Source organism: Aliinostoc maniaoense (assembly GCF_058172895.1).
Genome location: NZ_CP187952.1, coordinates 2,279,246 through 2,304,245 on the forward strand (window position 1 = coordinate 2,279,246; position 25,000 = coordinate 2,304,245).

The window sequence follows — 25,000 nt, forward strand, 5'->3', positions numbered from 1 at the left end:
TGTTAGTTCCAAACTATTGTTAAATCTAAAATAAATCCTGGTAAAATTTCTGCACATGATAATGTTGTGGGAGCATTCAAAATTTCTACAGGTTGATGTTGACGATATATTTCTACTTGTCGCGCTTGCGAATTAATTAACCAGCCAAGCTTGACTTGATTATCAACATATTCCTGCATTTTATCTTGAGTATCTTTCAAGTTATCACTTGGTGACATTAACTCTAAAACAAAATCTGGCGCAATGGGTGGAAATTGCTTTTTTTGTTCTGGTGTGAGGGTGTCCCATCTTTCTTGACTTATCCACGCCACATCAGGAGAACGATTTGCACCGTTGGGTAATTTAAAACAGGTAGAAGAATCGAATACTTCACCTAGTTTATATTTTCGATTCCAAATTACAAAATCTGCTGTAAATTCTGCATTCCGCTTTCCTGTTTCTCCCCCTATAGGTGGCATAATAATTAGTTCTCCTTTAGCATTGCGCTCAAATTTGACATCAGGATTTTGTCTACACAGTTGATAAAATTGCTCGTCAGTAAGTTTAACAATTGGGTTGAGGTTGACTGTAATAGCTGTCATGGTTATGAAGTTGCTGACTGGTTGTACTGGGTTACGCCACCTGGGTTAAAAACCGGGTTTCTTGCAAATCCCTCAGCTTAGAAACCTTAATCTTGCGTTCAGAAACCCAGTTTTTTAGGGCTTGTTGAGATTTATTCAAAAATTAAGTAATAATTCTATATTATTCTAAGTTACTTTAGATAAATAAATTCTAGTTGTTAACAATAAATGAATTATGCTGGAGTTGGTACTGTTTAAATCAATTTGAAAAGCGAGGGAAGTGATGTTACTTGCACTCAAACAATTAATTGTACCTGTCGGCCATCAGTTATTAATCAAGAATATTTCTTGGTCAGAATATAAAAATATTTTGGCGGAATTGGGAGAAAATCGGAGTTTTAGGGTGTCTTATAGTCAAGGGGTGCTAGAAATAATGTCTCCATTTCCAGAGCATGAGGTAGCTAAAGTTATTATTGGTGATTTAGTCAAGGCTTTATTAGAAGAACTGGATATAGAATTTTGGAGTTTGGGTTCTACTACTTTTGACCAAGAAATTATGGATGCTGGTGTAGAACCTGACGATTGTTTTTATATCCAAAATGAAGCTGCTGTGCGTGGTAAGGATAGAATTGATTTAACTGTTGATCCTCTCCCAGATTTAGCTATTGAAATTGATATTACTTCTCGCACTCGTTTTAATAATTATGAGTTGTTGGGAGTGCCAGAGTTGTGGCGTTGGTATGGAAATAAGTTAGAAATTAATGTTTTGGTTGATGGTAAATATGTAAAATCTCTTAATAGTGCAATTTTTCCTGATTTGCCTATTGCTCAAGTAATTTCTGAATATTTAAGGCGGAGTAAAATAGAAGGTAGAAATGCTGTAATGAAAGCTTTCCGCGCTTGGGTACGAGAACAAATATAAAATAACTATTGTTGGGATAAGGCAGGGGAGAGGGGGCAGGGTGCAGGGGGCAGGGGGAGAAAGAGTTTGAAGCTTATTTACTTTTATTTATATAGTTTGGTTTTATTTTGTACTGTAGAGACGTTACACGCAACGTCTCTACATCATTTATTTGGCGTAACTTCGTAGATAATTGGTATTACAGGAGGGGGTTTAGTGTGGCTAAACCTCTATTTTTTTAGATTAATTGTATTAAATAATGTTGTGATTTTTACTTTCATAACACATAATTTATTTTCTGGAAAATCGGCTAATTATTAATAATAATTTTCCAAAATACGCTTGGCAAGTATAATTTTATACTTTATTGTATAAACAGCATGATAAAGGCGATCGCCCAATCCGGTCAAGAAGCAAGCGATCGCCTTTATGTAGCTCCCAACATAGGAGATAATTACAATGATGGCACAACTTAGAGAAAATCCGCTTCCGCAAAGAGAACCGATGAAGCATTTATTGATTGGTTCTCCTAAAGCTGTTACTAGTACAATTCACTATTTGCAGGTAATTGGCTATGCCAGTGTAGGTGATTGGAGTCCACTGTTACCCACGACTAACGAAGGTGAGGTGATGAGTATTTTAAGCCGACAACTTTTAATACAGTAACCTAGATTTAGAGGCGTTGCGTTGCAACGTCTCTGCTTGGGTTTATTTAAGCAATTTCTGAAAATCTCACGTTGATATTCTAAAATAAAGCCATCAAATTTTCGGTTGAACCTATGACTGCCACACTGCTGACACCACCGCACGAAATGATTCACTTGTCGGGTATTAGCTGGCAGACTTATGAAAGGCTTTTGCAAGAGTTGAGCGATCGCCGTCTGCGGTTGACTTATAATCGTGGCTATCTAGAAATTATGTCCCCTTCCCCAGAACATGAATTTGGCAAAGAAGTTTTAGGTCGCTTTGTAGAAACACTAGCTGAAGAATTAGCAGTTACAATCTATCCTCTAGGCTCAACTACTTTAAAGCGTCCTGAATTGAGTGGTGCTGAACCCGATAAATGTTTCTACATTCGGAATATTGCTTTGGTTCGGGGAAAAAAACGACTAGATTTAACACAAGATCCAGCACCGGATTTAGTTGTGGAAATTGATGTCACTAGTAGTTCTCAAAGTCGTCTCCAGGTTTATGCAGATTTGGGTGTAGCAGAGGTTTGGATTTATAACGGGGAATCTCTGGTAGTTAAACAATTACAGAATAATACTTATATTACTTGCCAAACTAGTCAATTTTTTGTTAATTTGCCTATTCCAGAAATTGCTGGATTTTTGCAACAAGCCCAGACAATGGATTATTTGCAATTGGTGAAATTATTTCGTGATTGGGTGAGAGGTTTCTAGAAACCGGGTTTGTTTTAGGTTTACCCCAAAATATCCTTTTGCGGCACGAGAAACCCGGTTTCTTTAGGAGATTCTACAAATAGACGATAACTGTCTAATGAAACAAAGTGCTGCAAAACTTTATCACTTTTGATGATTTCATGATTGTGTGTCATTACATATTCTGAATAGCTGGAAAATTCCCAGTCTTGAGGATTTTTCACTAAATTAGCACTAACCGGGTTTAAATGAATGTATCGAGATAGATGCAATAAATATTCATTACTATCTATGTGTATAGACTGAAAACGCCCTTGAAATAACGAACCAACTCTCTTAAAACGTTTATTTATAGCTTTTGTATAAGCCAACATAAATGGCTGCATTAAGTTTGATAAATTATCTGTCTTTAGGTAAACCAATAAGTGATAATGATTTGGCATCAAGCAGTAAGCAACTATTTCTACACCCTTATTCACAAGGTGTCTTTCCATGAGACGTAGGAAGTATAGGTAATTTTGACGCTCAAAAAATATCGCTTCGCGGTTATTACCTCGATTGTAAATGTGGTAGTAGTTGCCCGCTTGAAACTTTACATCCCGAATTGGCATTTGTTGAGATAATTGTTTTGCTTACAGTTATATCTGTGCCAATTAGCGATCGTCATCTGCGAGAAACCGGGTTTCTTTTGCAGCCGCGAAACCCGCGCGAAGCCAGAAACCGGGTTTCTTTTAGGTTGATCGCAAAAATATCTGTTTGCTACACGAGAAACCCGGTTTCTTTACTCACCACAACGCGAAAACCGATACGGTTCTTGCGGATGTCGCGGATACTGTTGTAGCGATTAGCACAACGGCAGCCTCCAGGATCGTCGTTCCAAAAACCTCCGCGCATCAGCCGATGATTACCATTATCATCTATCCAAGCACTCCCATCCGTAGGTGCGCCGTTATAGTTATCATGCCAAGTATCTTGACACCATTCCCACACGTTGCCGTGCATATCATATAAACCAAAGGCATTAGCAGGGAAACTGCCTACTTGTGTTGTTTGCCCACGATATTGACCTTGGGGTGCAGAAGCGTAAGTTTGAGTAGCATCATAATTAGCTAACTCTGCTGTGATTGTTTCCCCAAAATAAAATGGTGTATTTGTTCCTGCTCGGCAAGCAGACTCCCATTCTGCCTCACTAGGCAAGCGATAATTGCGCCCTGTTACATTACTTAATTTTTTACAAAACTCTACCGCATCATCCCAACTCACTTGTTCTACTGGTCTTTTCTCTCCTTTGAAATTAGAGGGATTTGTCCCCATGATGGCTTTATACTGTTCTTGGGTAATTTCATATTTCCCCATAAAGAAACCTTTAACTGTCACCTGATACTGGGGACTTTCATTTGAGTCTCGGTCTTTCTCGTTTTCTGGTGAACCCATTGTAAATGTTCCCCCTGGTATCTGCACCATCTCCAAGCTGACACCATTGCCTAAGTCTTCTGCAAAGTATCTTGCTTGCTCATTGCGGCGGTTGGTGATGTTCCCTCTTGCATCTACTGTCACCGTTTCAAATTGAAAGGTTTGTAAGCTATTTGAGGAAGAACGAGACGAGAGACGCGGAGTATTTGTAGGTTCTGGTGTCGTTGTTATGTCAGGTGCGCTGATTTCTCCTGAATCGGACTGTGATAGGCGCGGTATTACAATCGCTAAACCCAACCCCGCACCCGCAAACCCAACTGTTTGTATTACCTTGCGACGTGACCAGCTTGGTGTGATGATTTTTGTTGGTGTAGATGTCAGTGGCGGTGCTTGTCGCTGTTGTGGCTGTGGTTTAGATTTTGGCTGTGGCGTTACTTGTCGCTGTTGTGGCTGTAGTGATTTAATTGCTTCCAACACTTCCACTGCTGAAGGATATCTATCCCGAAAGTCATAACTCACCATCATATTTAACACATCTGCCAACTTCTTGCTGACATTTGCCAAATTGCGCCAAATTACTTCATCTGTTGTAGAATCTCTGGGTAGTTCTTGGGGTTGTTTCCCTGTTAACCCTTGAATTGCTAACATCCCCACTGCATAGACATCACTACTTAACTTTGGTCGTCCGCCTGCTTGTTCGGTGGGCATATAACCAAGACTACCAATGGCAACACTAAAACTTGTTTGACCTTGGCTATTCACCGTCATGGTTTTAACTTCTTTGACTGCACCAAAGTCAATTAACACTATTTTACCATCTTGCCGCCGACGCATTAAGTTTTGGGGTTTGATGTCGCGGTGAATTATGTTCTGTTTGTGAACTACTGCTAATACTTCTAATATTTCTTGTAATAGTTTGATGACTGCTATTTCTGTTAACTTTTCACCTGGAATGATTTCATGGCTTAAATCTTGCCCATCTATAAATTCTTGGACTAGATAAAATTGTCCTTGTTCTTCAAAGTGGGCAAATAGTTGCGGTATTTGGTCGCTATCCTTGCCTAGACGGTATAATACTTGGGCTTCGCTGTCAAATAATCTTCTGACGATTTGTAATACTGCGGGGTCTGGGTTGGGTTTGAGGTGTTTGACTACACACTTGGGCTGTCCGGGTAGGTCGATATCTTGCGCTAGGTAGGTGTCACCAAATCCCCCGCTTCCGAGAATTTTAACTATTTTATAGCGACTGCGGAGGATTGTACCAGTGGTAGGCATGGTTTTTGATTTGGCAGCATTTGGGTTTATTGTGCCAAATTCTTGGGGGTTTAGGCAAGTGATTTCACGCAGAGGCGCGGAGAGAGGGGGCAGGGTTTTTTGATGCTGAATGGCGAATCGCTATTGCTAAATTCTTCGCCATCTCATTTTGGTTCTTGTCGCCTAAATACTAGCTTAATCGCGCCTTTTCCGCCTGCTTTCGCGCCGTTACCGATTAATTTGACTTCACCTTCAGCACTGATTTCTACGGATAATTCTATTTCGTCTAGCTGCATTCCACCGTTGGCTTGCTGTTCTGCACGGTTAAACAAGCGTCCCACTACTTCTAGGAAGTGTGTCATTTCTTGTTCTAATTTCTGGGTGCTGACTTTGACTGCATCGCCTGCGCTTTTGATGGTTTCTGTGGTTTCTTCTCGCCAAGAGCGGGTATTTCCAGTTATACCTTTAGTACCCTCGGTAACGGTAATTTGCGGTGCTTCGTCGGTGACTATCCAAATGCTGTCTGAGGATGTGTCTGTCATTTTTTTAGTATTTTTGCATAGTAATTATGTATAGGATTTTCTCACGTAAAGGCGCAAAGACGCAAAGAGAGGACAAGGGTTTTGGGGTGATGGTGAATGGCGATCGCTGGTGAGGCATATTCTAGTAGGATGGGTGATTAATGTCAGGTATTTATTTTCAGTTTGTAGTGAGGACTTTAGTCCTCAAAATAAGGGCTGAAGCCCTTACTACAAGCAAAAAATTTTTATTCTTTGTGACTGCTGATTAATTACAGTCACTCAGGTTGCTCATGCTCAAAATTATTAAATTGACTGGTGTGGTATAACTGCCAATTTGCTTGCAGGTTCACCCAAAAATCTGCACTATTTCCCCATAGTGCTGCTAACTTTAATGCAGTGCTAGATGTGATTCCATGCTGTTTATTTATCTGCTCATTGGGAATATCAATTATTTGAGCAAGTTCATCTGGTAATATTCCCAAAGGTTCTAAAAAATCTTTGACTAAAATTTCCCCAGGATGGGTAGGAGGACGATATTTTGGTAGTCTCATTGCTCGTTAATTTCAGGCGATCGCATCAAATCGTATGTCATATATAATACTTAATGTCAATACTAAAATCAACAAATAGCCAAAAAAATGACTTGAAAAAGTAAGCAAAAAGTAAGAAATAGATTTTTTGCAAAAAGCTGAAAACTAGATATAGTAAGGAAAAATAATGGTTCGACCGCGCAGGGTCTTTGCTCAACATTGGCTCAAAAGTGATAAGGTATTGGATGCGATCGCCAAGGCAGCAGAGTGTAGTACAAATGACCGCATCCTAGAAATCGGCCCCGGTACAGGTATCCTCACCCGCCGTTTACTACCTTTAGTACAGTCTTTATTAGCTGTAGAAATTGACCGCGATTTGTGTAAATTATTAGTCAAACAATTGGGGAATAAAGAAAACTTTCTCCTGTTACAAGGGGATTTTTTGACTTTAGATTTAAATACTAACTTGGCAGCATTTCCCAACTTTCAAAATCAAAATAAAGTTGTGGCGAATATCCCCTACAATATTACCGGGCCAATAATTGAAAAACTCTTAGGCACAATCGCTAACCCTAACCCTACACCTTTTGATTCCATAGTATTATTAATTCAAAAGGAAGTCGCCGAAAGATTATATGCTAAAGCCGGTTCAAAAACCTTTGGGGCATTATCAGTAAGGGTGCAATATTTAGCTGAGTGTGAATTAATTTGTCATGTCCCCGCAGGCGCATTTTACCCTCCACCAAAAGTAGATTCCGCCGTCGTGCGTTTGCGTCCTCGTCCGATAGAAAACCCCGCTAATGACCCCAAAAAATTGGAGAATTTACTGAAGCTAGGCTTTGGTGCAAAACGCAAAATGCTACGCAATAACTTGCAATCTGTCATAGACCGCGATCGCCTCGGCCAATTACTGGAACAATTAAATATAAACCCCCAAGCCAGAGCTGAAGAACTCAGCACACAGGAATGGGTAGAATTAGCCAACTTGTTGACAGTTGACAGTTGACAGGAAAACCAAAAGATTTTTAGCCCAGTCCCCAGTCCCCAATACCCAGATTCTCATGCGTAGTTACACTTTAATCGCTCCCGCCAAAATCAACTTATATTTAGAAATCATCGGCGACAGACCAGATGGTTATCATGAGTTAGTCATGATATTGCAAAGTATTGACCTCGCTGACGAAATTGAATTACACTCCATCAGCAATGAAACTATCCGCGTACATTGCAACCATCCCCAAGTTCCCACAGATAAAAGTAATCTCGTATATCGCGCCGCCGCACTCATGGCGCAGAAATTTCCCGAAGCCTTAGCTAAACATGGGGGAGTAGATATCACCCTTCACAAGCATATCCCGGTAGCAGCTGGTTTGGCTGGCGGTTCAACCAATGCTGCGGCTGTGTTAGTCGGGATAGATTTACTCTGGAACTTGGGACTAACTAAAACAGAACTAGAAGAACTCGGCGCAATTCTCGGCTCAGATGTACCCTTTTGTGTCGCAGGTGGTACAGTCATCGCCACAGGTAGAGGAGAACAACTTTCACCCCTGCCGAGTTTAGATCATATATATATAGTATTGGCTAAATATCGTAGTCTAGAAGTATCCACGGCTGGAGCATATAAAACTTATCGTCAACAATTCGGTAGTACCTATCTTCAAGATACTAACGACTTAGCAGCACGAGCCGCAGCCGTTCATTCTAGTGCAATGGTTAAAGCTATCTTAGATCAGGATGCAACAGAAATATCTCAACAACTGCATAATGATTTAGAGCGTGTAGTTCTACCAGCCTATCCCCAAGTTTTGCAATTACGAGAACTGTTTGCAGCACAAGCAGGTGTTCTGGGAACAATGATGTCTGGTTCTGGCCCTTCAGTATTTGCTATCTGTGCATCCCAACCCCAAGCAGAACAAGTTAAGTTACAAATCAGAGAAGCAATTCCCGATGAAGATTTAGAATTATTCGTAACTCGGACAACTGCACAGGGAATTACAGTCAAAGTTGACAGATAAATTTTGGAATTTTGTAGGCGTTATTGTGAATTGGGAGCAAAGCAACGTGACAGAAGAAAACACAACACCAACAGCAGATACAACCACAAAAGTTTCAGCCAGTCCCTTACGCTGTGTGATAGGGTCGATAATTTCTGGAGCTATGGGATATGGTTTATATTCTCTCATGATAGCGATCGCCACAACCTTCGCTAAAAAACCTATCACTTCTGATAACCAACTAGTCATCAAAATTACCTCCGCCGTTCGTACCCTAGTTGTTGGTATAGTAGCTTTAGGATCTGGGGTATTTGCTCTAGTAGCCATCGGTTTATTTGCTTTAGGGATACAGTTATTACTCCAAAATTTCAGTAAGGCTAAAAATAGTTAGGCAGATTATCAGTTATCAGTTATCAAGTGACTGATAACTTGTTCACCTATTCAATTCAACTAAGTTCCGATAATTTCTTTTCTGTTTTTAAGGATTTCCAAAAAATAAATTCTTCAATAATTAACAGCGAAAACGATGAGCAGATAATTTCTTCCCCTGCCCCCTGTCCCCTACCCTTGGCATTTTGCTGACACTATCTAAGGCAAAAATTCATACTGTCATTATACAATTTTTAACGATACTTATTATACTAGTAGATGGGGGACTTGTAAATCGGCTAACAGATGAACTGTTTAAAGATAAAACTTATTGCCCAGCCTAAGACTAGTAAATATACTATGTACTCTTTATTTCATTTTATACTATTGTAAAGGATCAATAAAAAGTTAAAATATGTGTCTGAGGAGAAAATCGACAGGATTGAGAATGATCAAACGAGCTAGTAAATGAGCATCGGATTTTCATGTGCTAGCCTTTAGAAACAACATTGATTTCCTCACAAAATAATTGATTATGGCTGTGACGAAATAGCTATTTGAAAAGTTGAAAATTAAAACTTGTTGGAATCATCATATTTTTAAACATCTAGATTTAAAGACATAGGAATGTGAGGACTGGTGATGAATGTGAAAGAGCGAGAAAAAATACGTCACCTATTGGTTGTTCATGATTTGCATGGGCAAAGAACTATTCCACTGCAAGAAGCCACATATTCTGTAGGCAGACACAACGGCAACGCGATTGTGCTTCATTCTCGCTCCGTATCAAGACAACACGCAATTTTATTGCGAGTAACAATCCCTGGTACTGAACAATATGGCTTTCGGATTATTGATGGTAACTTTAAGGGACAAGGCAGTACAAATGGTTTGATTGTGAATGGAGAAAGATGTATCTCCCATAACCTCAAGCATGGAGATATTATCCACTTCGGCAGTAATCAAGCTCAGGCCAAATATTATGCCATCTCTAACCTTTCCGAACAAGCTTTTTACGAATCTGCCAACGCAGAAAACCTCTCTGACTTTCTCACCGACCAATCAAATCCTGCCACTCCTTTTCAAACCCTAGTTGTAGATCCTGATTTTGAAGGAGCGAGTGATACAGCTCTAGCTCGCCTAGCATCCTTTCCAGAACTGATTCCCAACCCAATTATTGAAACAGATTTAGAGGGAAATTTAATTTATCTTAACCCTGCCGCCACTTTGAAATTTCCCCGCTTACGGGAATTGGGGAAAGACCATCCGATTTTAGCAGGAATACTAACAGAGGTAAAACAACAGAAAGTTAACTCCTTTGTGCGAGAAATCCAATTTGCTCAAGAAGTTTTTGAACAATCAGTGCATTTTCTGCCAGAAAGTGATTTAATTAGAACATATATAACAAGAGATATTACTGAGCAAAAAAAAGCTGAAGTAGAACTTTATCAACGCGATCGCTTGTTACAAGCAGTAGCAGAAGCAGCTAATTACTTGCTCGTAGAAATGGACTATGAAACAGGCATTGAAAAAGCCTTAGCCGTGTTAGGCATAGCAGCCGAAGCTGACCGCGCCTATTTATTTAAAAACCATTTTCATCCCCTCACAGGAGAATTAGCTGTAAGTCTGCAATCCGAATGGACACGCTCCCCCCTCCCCTCTTCTCGACACCAGTGGCAAAATCAGCCGTATAACTCCCCTGATTTATCCCGTTGGTATACTATCCTATCGAACGGACAGTCAATTAACGGCATCACTGAAGACTTTTCCCCCACAGAACAGGAACTATTAGCGCGAGACGGAATTAAATCCTTACTATTAGTACCACTGCGTTTAGAAGAAAAATTTTGGGGCTACCTCGGCTTGGCAGATTGTACCCAAGAGCGAATCTGGTCTCAGCATGAAGAATCAACACTATTGACAATGGCAGCTAGTATTAGTGGAGCTTGGCATCGTCAGCAAGTAGAAGAAAAAATCCGCTACCAAGCACTCCATGATTTATTGACAGGATTACCCAACCGTTTACTATTTGATGAACTACTAGCTAAAGCCCTAGCCAACGCCACCCGTAGTGGTGAAAGTCTAGCAGTCATGTTTTTGGATCTTGACCGCTTTAAAATGATTAATGATACATTAGGTCATACCTTGGGCGATCGCCTGCTACAAAGTGTAGCCCAAAGACTACAAATATCCCTCAGAAGTGGAGATACCGTTGCCCGTTGGGGAGGAGATGAATTTACTATCCTCTTACCCCGGATTCATTATCTCGAAGAAGTCACTCAGGTAGCTTGGAGAATTTTAAAATCCTTCGAGAGCGTATTTTATTTAGAAGGGCATGAACTTTACGTTAGTGCTAGCTTAGGCATCGCTGTTTTAGATGAACATAGTCCAGATCCTGAAACCTTAATTCAACACGCAGATGCAGCTTTATATCATGCCAAAGATGAAGGCAGAAATAATTATCAGTATTACACCACATCCTTAAGTGCTAAAACCCCCGATCTATTAAATCTAGAGAAAAACCTACGCTACGCCCTAGAACGGGAAGAATTTAAAGTTTACTATCAGCCCCAAATCAACATTCATACCAATAAAATTACAGGCATGGAAGCACTGTTACGTTGGCAACATCCAGAAATGGGGGTAGTAGCACCGAGTGTATTTATTCCCTTAGCCGAAGAAAGTGGATTAATTATTCCTATAGGAGAATGGGTATTAAAAACAGCTTGCCGTCAAAATAAAGCTTGGCAAGATGCAGGATTACCCCCTTTAACAATTGCCGTAAATTTATCTCCTAAACAGTTTCGCCAACCCAAATTAGTAGAAATAGTTGCCAAAGTTTTAGCAGAAACAGGATTAGAACCTCAATTTTTAGAGCTAGAAATTACCGAATCAACAGCTATTGAAGATATAGATTTCACCAAAAAAGTTTTGTATGACTTAGAAAAAATGGGTGTACATCTTTCCATTGACGACTTTGGTACAGGTCATTCTTCCCTCTCACGGCTACAACTTCTACCACTACACAACTTGAAAATTGACAGTTCCTTCATTCGAGAATTAACCACTGATAGTAGAGTAGCCCACATCGTCAAAGCGATCGTCACTTTAGGTAGAAGCTTAGGCTTGAAACTCACCGCCGAAGGAGTAGAAAAAGAAGAAGAACTGCAATTCTTAAAATCTATCAACTGTGAAGATGTACAAGGTTTCTTTTTTCATAGACCCCTATCTTCTGAAAAAGCTACTGAAATTCTCCAGAGTAAAAATAATTCGTAATTGGGCATTGGGCATTGGGCATTGGGGAATAGCACACTTGTTAAGCTGAAACCTCGTCAGGGCAGGGTGTGCTTGGTGTGCTTGGTGTGCTTGGTGTGGGATGATGGAGAACAAATCTTTCCCCCCACACTCCCCACACTCCCCCCTCCCTTGTCTCCCCTCTCTCCCCACACTCCCCACACTCCCCACACTCCCCCCTCCCTTGCCCCCCTTGCCCCCTGCCCCCTGCTCCCTGCCTCCAGTCCCCGCCTTGTGGTAATTTAAACTCATGCGAAATATAACTTTACCTTCATGACTGGAGAGCATCACCTTGGGAATAGAACTACGCAGTTTCGTATTTCTCGACAGCCTGCAACCACAACACGCAGCATATATAGGAACAGTAGCCCCAGGTTTTCTCCCATTACCAGGTGATACATCACTATGGATTGAAATCTCTCCTGGTATTGAAATTAATCGAATTACAGATGTAGCCCTCAAAGCTGCTTCCGTTCGTCCTGGTGTGCAGGTAGTAGAACGATTATATGGTCTACTAGAAGTACATTCAGGTTCTCAAGGAGAAACACGAGCCGCCGGTCAAGCGATTTTGGCGATGCTGGGAGTCAAAAAAGAGGAATGTCTCAAACCTCGTGTTGTTTCTAGCCAGATTATCCGCAATATAGACGCTTATCAAGCACAACTCATTAACCGCACACGTCGGGGACAACTACTATTAGCCGGACAAACTTTATATGTTTTAGAAGTTGAACCTGCTGCTTATGCGGCACTAGCTGCTAATGAAGCAGAAAAAGCCGCCATGATTAATATCTTGGAAGTGCAAGCTGTCGGGAGTTTTGGCAGGTTGTACTTAGGAGGACAAGAACGGGATATCCTCGCTGGTGCAGCCGGAGCTAAAGCCGCCATTGAAAATGTAGCTGGACGGCATCGTTCTGAGAGTGGTCGTCAGGAGTGAAAAACTTATCAAGGAGAATAAATGCCTAATATAGAGCATCTAGCTTTGTTACAAGCTGGTGCAGTCCGATGGATTGAATGGAGAACAACCAATCCCCAAATTCAACCAGACCTCAGCACCGCCAACCTACAAAAACAAAACCTGCGAGGAGCTAACCTCCAGGGGGTAAACTTCAACAAAGTTGACTTAAGTCATGCTTTACTAGTGCGTGCTAACCTCAGTCATGCTAACCTCAGTAGTGCAAATCTCCATCAAGCCAAACTTAGTGAAGCTAACTTAAGTGCGGCTCATTTGAGTGTAGCAAATTTGAGCCAAGCAATACTAACTCAAGCCAACCTCAGCCAAACTACCCTGATTGGTTCTAACTTGAGTCAAGCAAATTTAAGGGAGGCGACTATCACCGAGGCTAACTTGATTGGGACTGATTTCACCGAAGCTAACTTACGAGATGCTAATCTAGATGCAGCACAGCTAAACCGCGCTCATCTTTGTTTTGCTAATCTCATTGCAGCTAACTTAATAGAGGCTAATTTGAGTGAAGCCAACTTGTATGCAGCAGAGTTAATAGGAGCTTATCTCTACAAAGCTAAGTTAGAAAAAGCCCACCTCCACAAGACCCATTTAAGTGGGGCATACTTATTTAGAGCTAACTTAGTTGAAGCTGATTTAACAGGTGCTAATTTAGCCTGGGCAAATCTCAAAGGAGCTAACTTACGAGGGGCAAATCTCAGAGACGTTAACCTCAGAGGTGCAAATTTGACTGGTGCAAACCTAAGTGGTGTAAATTTTCAAAATACCATTATGCCCGATGGTATAAAACATGATTAGTTAATAGTAATTAGTTATTAGATGTTACTACAACAACATCCCCACAACACCAAACTCGGATGGTCTTTAGAGGTAAGAGATCCAAAGTTCATCCAATCTCTAATGCCCTTCTTCGGCTTTTTATACGATTATTATTTTCGTGTAGAGACTAGCGGTTGGGAATATATCCCAAACACAGGAAAAGTCTTAATTGTTGGTTCTCACAATGGAGGATTAGCCGCCCCTGATATGTTGATGATGATGTATGATTGGTTTCGCCGCTTTGGTGTATACCGACCAGTTTACGGTCTGATGCACCCGAAAGCTTGGCAAGTAAACCAGCAAGTAGCTCAATTAGCAAGTAAAGCTGGGGCAATTATGGCTCATCCCAAAATGGCTTATGCAGCTTTACGTTCAGGGGCAAGTTTGCTAGTGTATCCTGGGGGAGCAGAAGACGTGTTTCGACCCCATGCTTTACGCAATGAAATCTATTTTGCAGGACGGCAAGGATTTATCAAATTAGCATTGCGGGAAAACGTGCCGATTATCCCGGCAATTTCTTATGGAGCGCACGATACTCTTATTGTATTAGCTGATTTATACAAAATTATGCAACGGTTGCATGAATGGGGGATGCCGTGGTTATTTGATATTGATCCCGAAGTGTTTCCTATTTATTTAGGTTTACCTTGGGGATTAGGCATTGGCCCATTACCAAATATTCCATTCCCAGTAAAAATTAAAACACGCATTTGTCCCCCGATTGTATTTGAACACTATGGACGGGAAGCAGCAAGCGATCGCCATTATGTCAATAAATGTTATGAATTAGTTAAAAGCAAGATGCAGCAGGAGTTAGACCAGTTAGTATTACTCCACGAAGAATCATAAAAAACTGGGTTTCACAAAGTTAATTTCAACTTAATGAAACCCTGAAAATCAAGCAAACTTGAATTTCTTTTAATTAACTCCTGTTAAGACGTTGTGCTAAAAGTTGTTTGGCTCTATCTGCTAGTTTGCAGTTAGTGTCTTTGGCTTCTTGGAAGAAATTAGCTAAATCTCTATCTCCCGAATCATTAGCATCTTGAACATATTGTTCATAAATTGCCGCACCTTCGAGACTGTGGTACATAATGCTAATTAAATCAAAATGTTCGTTTCTTGTACCTGTATTACACTCGGCTTTGTTCATTACTGTTGACATCTTGATATTCCTACCTTGACTTTCAATTTGATGCGATTAATACAAGGCTAGGTAAGGCTGGAGTAATTTCCTTCATTCCCAAGATATAAAGAAATTTTCTCAGTTTAAATTTCATCTCAATAATTGCCAACAGAATCCTCACACTCTCTCAAGACAGATTTAATCAAAAAGCCTTACCTCTGGTAGATAAGCAAAACAAAAATTCATAGTTTAGTAAAAAAGGGCATAAAAATCAAAAATTTAGCATTTTATCAAGTAGAGCAACATTCATGGCGGAGCTTCCTCATCAACCTTGGACTCTGAGTTTAGAACAAATCCTGAATCAGCTTGATGTTTCCACTAGCGAAGGTTTGACGGAATCAGAGGTGGAAAATCGACGTAAGCAGTATGGTGAAAATCGTTTGCAGGAAGCCAAAGGTAAGAGTGTTTGGCAAATTTTTATTGAACAATTCAAAAGTTTAATTATTGGCATATTAGCGATCGCGGCTATTTTATCATTCGCCTTTAGTCAATGGATTGAAGGTATAGCCGTTATTTTAGCGATTGTGATTAATACTGCTATCGGTTTTTTCACAGAATATAAAGCTATTCGCTCAATGGAAGCACTGCAAAAACTCAGCAGCACTACCGCTAAAGTTCGTCGGCATGGTAAATTACAAGAAATTCCCTCGGTGGAATTAGTACCAGGGGATATTGTCATTTTAGAAAGTGGGGATGCGATCGCAGCTGATTTACGTTTGCTGGAAGCTGCAAATCTGCAAGTAAATGAGTCATCCCTCACCGGGGAATCAGTCCCCGTAGGTAAAAGTTTACAACCGTTACCCGCAGATACACCCCTAGCAGAACATCATAATATGTTGTACAAAGGTACAGCTTTAACTCGTGGTTCTGGGGAAGGGGTAGTCATAGCTACCGGGATGAAAACCGAATTAGGCCACATTTCTGAATTAGCACAACGCGCCGGTGCAGAAGAAAAAACCCCCCTAGAAAAGCGTTTGGATGAACTAGGACAATGGTTAGTTTGGGTGACAATTGCCATTGTGATTGTTGTAGCGATCGCGGGCATTGTGGCAGGAAGAGATGTATTCTTAATGGTAGAAACTGCGATCGCTCTGGCAGTAGGAGCAGTCCCAGAAGGCTTACCCATTGTTGCTACAGTCGCCTTAGCGCGGGGAATGTGGCGCATGGCTAAACGTCATGCACTAATTAATCAACTCTCAGCCGTAGAAACTTTAGGTGCAACTAGTGTTATCTGCACCGACAAAACTGGCACACTCACCGAAAATCAGATGACTGTCAGCCGCATCATCATTGACAGTGGTGAAATACAAGTAACCGGGGAAGGTTTAGAAACTCAAGGTGCATTTCAACACCACAATCAAACATTTAATCCCACAGAAGATCAAATACTCACAGCACTCCTAGAAGTTGGCGTGTTGTGCAACAATGCAGCTTTGCAACCAGCAGACTCAAATGAAAGTCGCGTAGTAGGCGACCCAATGGAAGTAGCATTATTAGTAGCAGGTGCAAAAGCTGAGATACAGCGTCAGCAATTACTAGCACAAATGCCAGAAATTCGGGAAGAAGCCTTTGATCCTGACTTGAAGATGATGGGGACAATTCACCAATTAGACGGTGAATATCGATTTGCCATCAAAGGCGCGCCGGAAGCAGTTCTACAAGCTTGTACTCGCATCCTCACAGACTCCCGAGCAACACCAATGACAGAGGAACTGCGACAAGATTGGCAAGAACGAGTCAACCAACTAGCACAACAAGGTTTAAGAACCCTCGCCTTAGCTCAAAAAACCACAGTTTCCGAGAAAGGCGACCCCTACGAAGATTTAACATTATTAGGGATTGTCGGTTTATTAGATCCTCCCCGTGAAGAAGTCATACCTGCAATCAAAGAATGTCAACAAGCGGGAATACGGGTAGTCATGGTGACAGGAGATCAACCAGTCACCGCCAAAAATATTGCGATCGCCGTCGGTTTAACGGATAATCAACAAGCTGATGTAGTCTTAGGTCAAGACCTGAAAAATCCCGAAGAACTCTCACCCACAGCCCGCCAGCATATTGTGGAAGCTTCCGTTTTAGCGAGAGTTAGTCCCGAACAAAAGTTGAATCTAATTAACCTACATCAACGTCATCAAGCAGTTGTGGCCATGACTGGGGATGGTGTCAATGATGCGCCGGCTTTGCGAAAAGCTGATATTGGCGTAGCAATGGGACAAAGAGGTACACAAGTCGCCAAAGAAGCGGCTGATATGGTACTTCAAGATGATGCTTTTGCTTCCATTGTGGCGGCAGTGGAACAAGGACGCGCTATTTTTAATAACATTAGGAAATTTACAGTATATTTGCTATCCGGTAACGTCGGCGAAATTATCTTAGTTGCTACCGCCTCCTTATTGAATGCACCTTTACCACTGTTACCATTACAGATTTTGTACATTAACGTCGTTAATGATGCCTTTCCCGCCTTGGCTTTGGGAGTAGGAGAAGGAGAACCCGCCTTAATGAAACGTCCACCCAGGCCAGCCCACGAACCTATTTTAGCTCGTCGTCATTGGTTAGCGATCGCAGGTTATGGGTTAGTAATTGCAGCCACTTTAGGAGGTGCTTTTGCTCTGGCTTTCATGTGGTTGGGAATGAACCAACAGCAAGCTGTGACAATTACCTTTATGACCTTGGGTTTTACCCGATTGTGGCACGTTTTTAATATGCGCGATCGCCATTCCGGGTTATTCCGTAACGAGATTACACTCAATCCCTATGTCTGGGGTGCGCTAGTTTTTTGTACAGGATTGCTACTGATTGCAGTTTATCTTCCCTTATTATCTACTGTCTTACAAACAACCGATCCTGGTATGAATGGTTGGCTATTAATCTTGGGAATGAGCCTTGTACCTTTAATTATTGGGCAATTTTCCAAGCTAATTAAAATAATGCCTAATTCACATCAGGCGTGAATTAAAACCTTGCGACGTTAGCGGGGCGGGAGCATCGTTACGAATTATTACCAATCTCTCTCAACTTCAATTACTTCTGTATATTCAAATTCATTGGGACTCTGCTTTACTAACGGATATCTTTCTCCGGCTAATTCTATATAATCTTGTTCACAATCAGGCTTAGAAGAATAATAAGTTAAGACGTATTCTCTCCCAATTCTATCTGCCATTTCGGCTTCCACTTCACCTCGCCATTGAGTTTTAGTAACTAAAACAATTAACTGATTTGCTAACTTTGGTAAAGTTTGAGCAATGCGGCGGCGATAAGTTTCGTCTAGGCTACCAAAGGGGGAATCCATGACAATTGGAAAGGTGCTACTATCTGGTACAGTCAGGATTTTACGTTTAGCACTCCACTCTCTGACTTTATCAATAATACTGGCGATAAAAGATAAACTGAGAATTTGATTTTCTCCGGTGGAAGCTGCTACTGATGCTTCTATACCGGAGGTATTTTCGATTAAAGTTAATTCGTATTTATCGCTGATTGTGGGGATGTAAGGTGTGAAAGAAATAGTCGTAAATATTTCTTGTAACCGCTTTTCTAACTGAATGCGAAACTGCTTTTCTTGACGGTTTCTAACTTCAGTTAAGCGTTCAATTGCATCTTGAGTAGCATTGATGCGTCTTTGTGCTAGTAATTGCTTATCTTCGTTCAATTTTTGTTTAGCAATTTGTTTGATTAACCCATCAATTTCTGTTTTCAGATGAGTAGTTTTTTGTTGATTTGCACCTTGTTCTCGGTTGAGTTCATCAATTTTACTTTCAATCTCATCGAGCCGTTTTTGCAAGTTGCTGATTTCTTCGTTGGGATCTTTGCGTAGCCTTTCTTGAATGTTATCTAAGTCGTTTTCAATTTGTGAAATATTTTGGCGTAATTGGTTGATTCTCGTTTGTTCTCGGTCTACTTCTTCCCAAAACACTGCGGCTTGTTTATCAATTTCATCTACTTGCGCGCTCATACGAATTGCGGTTTCTTCCACTGAAGAAGAACCTGCTTTATCTAACCACATACTGACATTTGTATGAGGATGATTACCGGGATGTAATTCTGCACCACAAATACAGCGTTGGCAATTGATTAATTCAGTGATAAATTCCCGCGAAATGCCAGAGGTTAACTCACCTTGTTGTTTTAATTGGTGGAGGATAGACCGAAATTGGGCGGTAGTATCTGATAATAATACTGTATAACCCCGTGAGGAAATAATTTTTTTGAGGGCTTCTTTAGTTTGCCGCCAATTATCTTGATTGACTTTCTTTTGTTGTTCTAATTCTTGTCGTCTGTTTTGTAATTCTTTCGCTGCACTCAGTTCTTGTAAACGATTACCTGTTTCTTTTTTAAAGGTTTGTTGATATTCTATTTCTTGCTTGATTTCGGCTTGACGGTTGTTGATTTGGTCAATTTCTTGTTCGAGTTTGGCTTGTTCTTTTAAAAGCTGTTTGATTTCTGAATCACCAATGGCTTTTAATTCATTTTCTAAACTTTTTTTAGCTTCACCGAGATGTTTAATAGAACGGTTAATCACTTCTACGCCTAAGAAAATTTTTGTAGCTTCCGCAATTTCTGATTTTTTATCAGAACGGACAATTTCTTCGATGCGTTCGCCGTCAAAAAAGAAGTATTGATGTAAACTGACTGGTAAAATTTGACCGATGATTTCCTCTGGTTGCTGTAGTGGAAAATACCATCTACCATCATCTCCAGCGACTTGCATGAGTAATTCGGTTTTACCTAGGTTAAAGTCAGTTTTAGTTTTATAACCCCGACATTGGCGTTTAACGTTATAGCGTTTACCTTCGTGTTCCCAGTTAATTTCTACCCAACATTCTACAGCTTGTCCTGGTTGTGCTTGTGCGATCGCTCTTTTGTTGACTAACTGTTCTGTCGAGGCAAAGGCAGCACTAAACCTTTCATATAATACCCACGTAAAGGCATTGAGTAAACTGGTTTTACCTGAGCCGTTATTGCCATGAATAATCGTCGTGTTGAGAACATCTCCCCCAGAAATGATGATCTCTGGAGTTTTACCATAAAAGGAGCGAAAGTTACACAGCTTAATAGAAGTGAGCTTCATTGCACTGCTCCCTTCACAATGTCCAAAATATCATCATTGATGGGGCTATTACTTTTCTTATCGAGTCTATTTTTTTCTAAATGCCATACTCGCTCTATAATTTGTCGCACCTCCGGCGGAGCAGTCATAATTGGTTCTTGCACATCATCAATATTTTGCTCTGGCGACATCTTACTTTTTTGCAAATCACTTTTCTCTATTTTAACTGCCGCAATTGCTCTTTTTACATCCGTAAACTTGCGCTGTTAAATTTCAAAGTTCTTTGACAAAATAGTTGTAATTTGATTGAAATTGGTGATATATTTGCAGTAATATATATTTTATAATGGGATATTAGTAAAATTTTTAAAACAGCCAATAATCCATTATATTAATAGTATTAATTTTTTCACATAACGTAGAATTAACTACAGCTTTTAGAAAAAATTTACAAACTTATATCTTGCACCATTCTCAACAAGCCCTAAAAAACCGGGTTTTTAACCGAGGTGCAAGATGTGTGCAAACAAAAAAAGAATATATCGGCGTTGTCCAATGCCCCATGCCCCATGCCCCATGCCCCATGCCCAATGCCCCATGCCCCATGCCCATGCCCATGCCCAATGCCCAATGCCCAATGCCCCATGCCCCATGCCCTATGCCCTATGCCCCATGCCCTATGCCCAATGCCCCATGCCCCATGCCCCATGCCCCATTCCCCATTCCCTATAAAATCTTTGATACAGTAGTCAATAAATCTTCTGCTGTGTAGGGTTTGGACAAGAATGCTGTTGCACCTAGCAAAAGAGCTTGTTGACGGTTGACTGGTAAACCACTGGTAGCAATGATCTTAACTTCGGGGTTCATGGTTTTGAGGGTGCGGATAGTGGTTAAGCCGTCCATGTTGGGCATGACGATATCTAGTAAAACAACGCTGATGTCTGACTCATATTGTGCATAAACAGCGATCGCCTCAATTCCATCGTTAGCAACCAGGGTTTTGTAGTTATAATTTTCTAGGGTTTCTTTGGTTAGTTCTTGAATGACTAATTCATCGTCTACGATCAAAATTAACTCGCCCTGACCTTGAGGTACTTCTGTTTTGACTTCCTCCTCAATGGCTATTCCTTCACCTATGGGTAAGTAAACTTGAAATTGTGTACCTCGGCCTACTTGACTTGATACTTGCACAAAACCACCGTAGTTTTTAACAATACCTAAAACCGTTGACAGCCCTAGTCCTGTACCTGTCCCCAGTTCTTTGGTTGTAAAAAATGGCTCAAAAACCCGCTCTAACAACTCTGGAGGAATACCTGTGCCTGTATCGGCAATGGTAACAACGATGTACTGTCCCGGATGAGCATCAAGGTACATCCCCGCATAGGTTTCATCAATGATGCGATTTTTTGCAGAGATAGTCAAAATCCCGCCATTAGGCATAGCATCACGGGCATTGACTGCTAAATTCATGAAAACTTGCTCTAACTGGGTAGGATCAGCTGTCACCATCCATAATGTGTTGGTAGGAATGTGAGTCTGAATTTCTATAGATTTGGGAAATGTCTGTTGAATGACTTTGACTAATTCTTTGAGCAGATGTCCAGGTTGTAATAGAATGGGTTTCCCCTCTGTACCACGGGCAAAGGTGAGAATTTGTTTGACTAAGTTAGCTCCACGCTGAGAACTATTTTCTAATGTATGGAAAAGGTCTTGAGTGCGCCTATCAACATTTTTGCATCTGTTGGGCAGTAATTGAGCAATCATCGTAATAGGAGCAAAGACATTGTTAAGGTCATGGGCAATGCCACTTGCCAGAGTTCCTAAACTTTCTAATCTTTGAGCGCGGTAAAATTGTTGTTGTAGTTGTTTTTTCTCTGTAATGTCGCTGTTGACTACTAAAATAGATTTGGTTTGTCCAGATTTATCAGGTAATAGTGTCCAGCGACTAGCAACGGTAATTTTTTTCCCTATTTTGGTAATTTGCTCTAACTCACCAGACCAAGAACCTGATTCCAGAGTCGCGTTGAGAGCTGCTTGCAGTTGGGGTATTGATTCTGTGTTGAACAGTTCATGGGCTATTTTTCCGACAGTTTCCTTTGCTGTCCAACCATATAAGTTTTCAGCACCTCGACTCCAAAAGAGAATCTGATTTTCTAAATCTCGGACAAAAATGGCATCGGTAGCGATATCAATTAAAGCTGCTTGCTCTCGGATTTTCTGTTCTGCCTGTTTGTGTTCAGTGATATCAGTGGAAATACCACCCACAGCATAGGGTTTACCAGTCCCATCGCAGAGGGGAAACTTGACAGTAATGTAGGTGTGTAGCCCATCTGCGTGCGGAACAACTTCTTCTACTTGAATTACTTGCTTGGTTTTGAGTACGTGTTGATTGTATGCAACAAATTTATCAGCAGTCTCAGTCGGCCAAAATTCATAGATACTCTTACCCAGGATATTTTCTGGAGTTGCAGATACAAGCTTTGCATACCAGCGATTCACTAACAGATGTCTCTGTTGTGGGTCAATCATGTAGATGGCCACGGCACTATTGTTAATAATCGCTTGCAGTTTTTGCTCACTTAACCGTAGTGCTTCCTCAGCCTGTTTGCGGTCTGTAATGTCTATATTTACGCCAATCATCTGGAGTGGCTCACCAGTAGTTTCATTGTATAATACCTGACCTTTACATAATGACCAACCAACTGTACCATCTGGGTAAATAAACCGAAATTCCAGATTATAGGTTACTTGCTGGTCAATGGCTCGCAAAACTGATTGATGTAGCCGTTCGCGGTCTTCAGGATGGACAATTTGATTTAAAAAATTTTCATAGCTGACATCAAATGTATCAGGGGTTAAACCAAATAAAGAAAACAGATGATCAGACCAGATAACTTCATTGGTTTGCAGATCCCAGTCCCAAGTGCCAGTATTACCAGCCCAGAGTGCTAGTTTTAGCCGTTGCTCACTTTTTTGCAGATTTGCCTTAGCTTGTTGGCGTTCTGTAATGTCCTGATGCACCCCAATCATCCGAAGTGGCTCACCAGTTTGATCGTAGAAGATACTGCCTTTCCCATGCGCCCAGTGTACTGTACCATCTAGCCACACTACCCGAAACTCGATATTACAGTTGCTATGCTGATCAATAGACTGCTTCAGAGATTGTTCCACAAATTCCCGGTCTTCAGGGTGGATGAAATTTAAAAATGATTCAAACCTGTTGTTGAATCTCCGGGGATCGAGATCAAATAGAGAACACATACTCTCAGACCAGAACACCTCATTAGTTTGCAGATTCCAATCCCAAATACCTGTGTTGCTGGCTGAAAGTGCGAGTTGTAGCCGTTGCTCACTTTCTTGCAGATTTACTTCAGCTTGTTGCCGTTCGCTCACATCCCGGATGATGGAAAGATGGCGATGTGGCATAAAATTGGCAACCGCCGCAAATTCTGTTGCTCGTACTGTGCCATCAGGACGATGCAATAGAAACTCTCCCGACATTTGTTCTTGTTCACGAAACTGTTGCCAAGCTTGGGTAAAATTAAATTCGGGTGCGGCGAAATCCGCAATTGTGGAAGCTAAAAGTTCTTCTCTAGATACACCAAATAATTCGCAAGCTGCTGCATTGACATCTACATAACGTCCCTCGTCATTCGCAATCAGGATCGCGTCTAGAGCGTGATCAAACAAGGCTTGCAACTGCTGTTCACGCTGTTCCAGACGTGCATTAGCCTGCACCAGTTTGGCTGTCCGCTCCGCCACGCGCAGTTCTAGTTCTTGTTGTGCTTGGCGCAGTGATGCTTCTACTTGGCGGCGTTGTTTTACTTCCTGTTCTAACTGCTGGTTGGTTTGCTGGAGTTGAAGCGTTTGCTCCTCAACTTTGGTTTGTAAGGTTTGGATAACGTTGAGTATTGCTACGGGATCAAGTACTTGTAAGAGATTAGTTTGTGTCACCAGTCCTTGCAGTTGTCCTTGTTCACCTACGACAACTAACCGCCGCACCCCTCGCGCTTGCATCAACTGGTGAACAGTCCACAAAGAGTCTGTGGGAGTAATACTTAATACAGGACTACTCATCACCGCTTGCGCCTGGGTTTGGTTGATATCTAGTCCCTGTAACTGGACTTGGAGAATATCTTTTTCGGTAATCATCCCCACGGGAATCAATGCTGTCTCCTGTGGGGCGACAATGACAACGCAACTGATGTGGCGATCGCTCATTATTTGCGATAATTCGAGTACCGATGTAGTAGGCAGCGCGTGAACAACTTCCTTCACCATCACTTCTGTCACACATCGCAGTTTTAGCAGGTGCGCTGGTTGGATGACTTGACGAATTTTATCTTGGGTAATTAAGCCTAGTAATTGCCCTTGTTCATCTACTATCGGCAAATGGCGAATGCTATGCTGACCCATGAAAGCTAAAGCGGTGAGGGCATTTTGCGCCGCCGCCTGAGTCAAACTAATCACCGGCTGCGTCATCACCTCGGAAATTTTCACCTGGGATAAATCCACCCCCGTTCCCGTCAGCCGGACTACATCCCGTAAAGTTAATATACCTACTAAACTAGTTTCGCTAACAACTAAAACACAACTTGCTACTGTGCTGCTACTTGCTGGATTCATGAGAGCGATCGCATCAAGCAATAGCGTATCTGGTAATACCGTTAAAGGACAAGATTCAACTACCTGTTCTAAAGTAGGCAAATCCACAGCATAAAGTGATTGCATCAGTTCCGCCTGTCAGTCAAGCGATCAATAAG

General features: G+C 41.3%; 22 protein-coding genes. 12 read left to right on the top strand and 10 right to left on the bottom strand.

Annotated features, from left to right (window positions below):
• Positions 1-2: 2 nt before the first annotated feature.
• Positions 3-581: a Uma2 family endonuclease gene (locus ACPZ3T_RS10190; protein WP_490275840.1), complete on the bottom strand. Its 579-nt coding sequence runs from the start codon at positions 579-581 to the stop codon at positions 3-5.
• A 262-nt stretch (positions 582-843) separates the two neighbouring features.
• Between ACPZ3T_RS10190 and ACPZ3T_RS10195 the strand changes: the two genes are divergently transcribed.
• From ACPZ3T_RS10195 to ACPZ3T_RS10205, 3 genes are all read left to right on the top strand, one after another.
• Positions 844-1,482, top strand: coding sequence for a Uma2 family endonuclease (locus ACPZ3T_RS10195; RefSeq protein WP_490277184.1), 639 nt, complete (start codon positions 844-846; stop codon positions 1,480-1,482).
• Between the two features lie 438 nt (positions 1,483-1,920).
• The gene (locus tag ACPZ3T_RS10200; protein WP_490275843.1) at positions 1,921-2,127 is read left to right on the top strand and encodes a hypothetical protein; all 207 of its coding nucleotides are present in this window, start codon (positions 1,921-1,923) and stop codon (positions 2,125-2,127) included.
• 113 nt (positions 2,128-2,240) lie between these two features.
• Positions 2,241-2,864 carry a Uma2 family endonuclease gene (locus ACPZ3T_RS10205; protein WP_490275846.1) on the top strand — a complete coding sequence of 208 codons (624 nt, stop codon included), beginning with the start codon at positions 2,241-2,243 and terminating at the stop codon, positions 2,862-2,864.
• Positions 2,865-2,884: 20 nt separating this feature from the next.
• On the opposite strand, the gene ACPZ3T_RS10210 is transcribed toward ACPZ3T_RS10205, so the two are convergent.
• The 4 genes from ACPZ3T_RS10210 to ACPZ3T_RS10225 form a co-directional block, all read right to left on the bottom strand.
• A complete protein-coding gene (locus ACPZ3T_RS10210) occupies positions 2,885-3,454 on the bottom strand; it encodes an REP-associated tyrosine transposase (protein WP_490275849.1) in 570 nt (189 codons plus the stop codon).
• A gap of 148 nt (positions 3,455-3,602) precedes the next feature.
• Positions 3,603-5,531, bottom strand: a complete 1,929-nt coding sequence (locus tag ACPZ3T_RS10215; protein WP_490275853.1) for a bifunctional serine/threonine-protein kinase/formylglycine-generating enzyme family protein — start codon at positions 5,529-5,531, stop codon at positions 3,603-3,605.
• Positions 5,532-5,674: 143 nt separating this feature from the next.
• On the bottom strand, positions 5,675-6,052 hold the full coding sequence (locus ACPZ3T_RS10220) for a Pepco domain-containing protein (protein ID WP_490275855.1): 378 nt from the start codon (positions 6,050-6,052) through the stop codon (positions 5,675-5,677).
• 254 nt (positions 6,053-6,306) lie between these two features.
• Positions 6,307-6,582 (bottom strand): HigA family addiction module antitoxin, encoded by a 276-nt coding sequence (locus ACPZ3T_RS10225; protein WP_490275858.1) that lies wholly within the window; start codon positions 6,580-6,582, stop codon positions 6,307-6,309.
• A gap of 166 nt (positions 6,583-6,748) precedes the next feature.
• On the opposite strand from ACPZ3T_RS10225, the gene rsmA reads away from it, so the two are divergent.
• From rsmA to ACPZ3T_RS10245, 4 genes are all read left to right on the top strand, one after another.
• Positions 6,749-7,567, top strand: coding sequence for a 16S rRNA (adenine(1518)-N(6)/adenine(1519)-N(6))-dimethyltransferase RsmA (gene rsmA / locus ACPZ3T_RS10230; RefSeq protein ID WP_490275861.1), 819 nt, complete (start codon positions 6,749-6,751; stop codon positions 7,565-7,567).
• 55 nt (positions 7,568-7,622) lie between these two features.
• On the top strand, positions 7,623-8,576 hold the full coding sequence (ispE, locus tag ACPZ3T_RS10235; protein ID WP_490275863.1) for a 4-(cytidine 5'-diphospho)-2-C-methyl-D-erythritol kinase: 954 nt from the start codon (positions 7,623-7,625) through the stop codon (positions 8,574-8,576).
• Positions 8,577-8,622: 46 nt separating this feature from the next.
• Positions 8,623-8,946 (top strand): DUF3082 domain-containing protein, encoded by a 324-nt coding sequence (locus ACPZ3T_RS10240; protein WP_490275865.1) that lies wholly within the window; start codon positions 8,623-8,625, stop codon positions 8,944-8,946.
• Positions 8,947-9,566: 620 nt separating this feature from the next.
• Positions 9,567-12,200, top strand: coding sequence for an EAL domain-containing protein (locus tag ACPZ3T_RS10245; RefSeq protein ID WP_490275869.1), 2,634 nt, complete (start codon positions 9,567-9,569; stop codon positions 12,198-12,200).
• On the opposite strand, the gene ACPZ3T_RS10250 is transcribed toward ACPZ3T_RS10245, so the two are convergent.
• Complete coding sequence (locus tag ACPZ3T_RS10250) at positions 12,150-12,506, bottom strand: hypothetical protein (RefSeq protein WP_490275871.1); 357 nt, start codon at positions 12,504-12,506, stop codon at positions 12,150-12,152. The two genes, ACPZ3T_RS10245 and ACPZ3T_RS10250, sit on opposite strands and share 51 nt — an antisense overlap.
• A gap of 4 nt (positions 12,507-12,510) precedes the next feature.
• On the opposite strand from ACPZ3T_RS10250, the gene ccmP reads away from it, so the two are divergent.
• From ccmP to ACPZ3T_RS10265, 3 genes are read left to right on the top strand one after another with little or no spacing between them, the layout of a single operon-like run.
• Positions 12,511-13,152, top strand: coding sequence for a beta-carboxysome protein CcmP (ccmP, locus tag ACPZ3T_RS10255; RefSeq protein WP_490275875.1), 642 nt, complete (start codon positions 12,511-12,513; stop codon positions 13,150-13,152).
• A 21-nt stretch (positions 13,153-13,173) separates the two neighbouring features.
• On the top strand, positions 13,174-13,980 hold the full coding sequence (locus tag ACPZ3T_RS10260; protein ID WP_490275879.1) for a pentapeptide repeat-containing protein: 807 nt from the start codon (positions 13,174-13,176) through the stop codon (positions 13,978-13,980).
• Between the two features lie 21 nt (positions 13,981-14,001).
• The gene (locus tag ACPZ3T_RS10265; protein ID WP_490275883.1) at positions 14,002-14,850 is read left to right on the top strand and encodes a lysophospholipid acyltransferase family protein; all 849 of its coding nucleotides are present in this window, start codon (positions 14,002-14,004) and stop codon (positions 14,848-14,850) included.
• Between the two features lie 73 nt (positions 14,851-14,923).
• Here the strand turns inward: ACPZ3T_RS10265 and ACPZ3T_RS10270 are convergent, their stop codons facing one another.
• On the bottom strand, positions 14,924-15,163 hold the full coding sequence (locus ACPZ3T_RS10270) for a hypothetical protein (RefSeq protein WP_490275888.1): 240 nt from the start codon (positions 15,161-15,163) through the stop codon (positions 14,924-14,926).
• Positions 15,164-15,432: 269 nt separating this feature from the next.
• Here ACPZ3T_RS10270 and ACPZ3T_RS10275 point away from each other — a divergent pair, with 269 nt between their 5' ends.
• Positions 15,433-18,138 (top strand): cation-translocating P-type ATPase, encoded by a 2,706-nt coding sequence (locus ACPZ3T_RS10275; protein WP_490275891.1) that lies wholly within the window; start codon positions 15,433-15,435, stop codon positions 18,136-18,138.
• Between the two features lie 47 nt (positions 18,139-18,185).
• Here the strand turns inward: ACPZ3T_RS10275 and ACPZ3T_RS10280 are convergent, their stop codons facing one another.
• On the bottom strand, positions 18,186-20,258 hold the full coding sequence (locus ACPZ3T_RS10280) for an AAA family ATPase (protein WP_490275895.1): 2,073 nt from the start codon (positions 20,256-20,258) through the stop codon (positions 18,186-18,188).
• Complete coding sequence (locus ACPZ3T_RS10285) at positions 20,255-20,428, bottom strand: hypothetical protein (RefSeq protein ID WP_490275897.1); 174 nt, start codon at positions 20,426-20,428, stop codon at positions 20,255-20,257. Before ACPZ3T_RS10285 ends, ACPZ3T_RS10280 begins: the two co-directional genes overlap by 4 nt.
• 329 nt (positions 20,429-20,757) lie before the next feature.
• On the opposite strand from ACPZ3T_RS10285, the gene ACPZ3T_RS10290 reads away from it, so the two are divergent.
• Complete coding sequence (locus ACPZ3T_RS10290; RefSeq protein ID WP_490275899.1) at positions 20,758-21,009, top strand: hypothetical protein; 252 nt, start codon at positions 20,758-20,760, stop codon at positions 21,007-21,009.
• Here the strand turns inward: ACPZ3T_RS10290 and ACPZ3T_RS10295 are convergent.
• Entirely contained in the window at positions 20,964-24,968 is a 4,005-nt protein-coding gene (locus ACPZ3T_RS10295) for a PAS domain S-box protein (RefSeq protein ID WP_490275901.1), read from the bottom strand. The genes ACPZ3T_RS10290 and ACPZ3T_RS10295 overlap by 46 nt on opposite strands.
• Between the last annotated feature and the right edge of the window lie 32 nt (positions 24,969-25,000).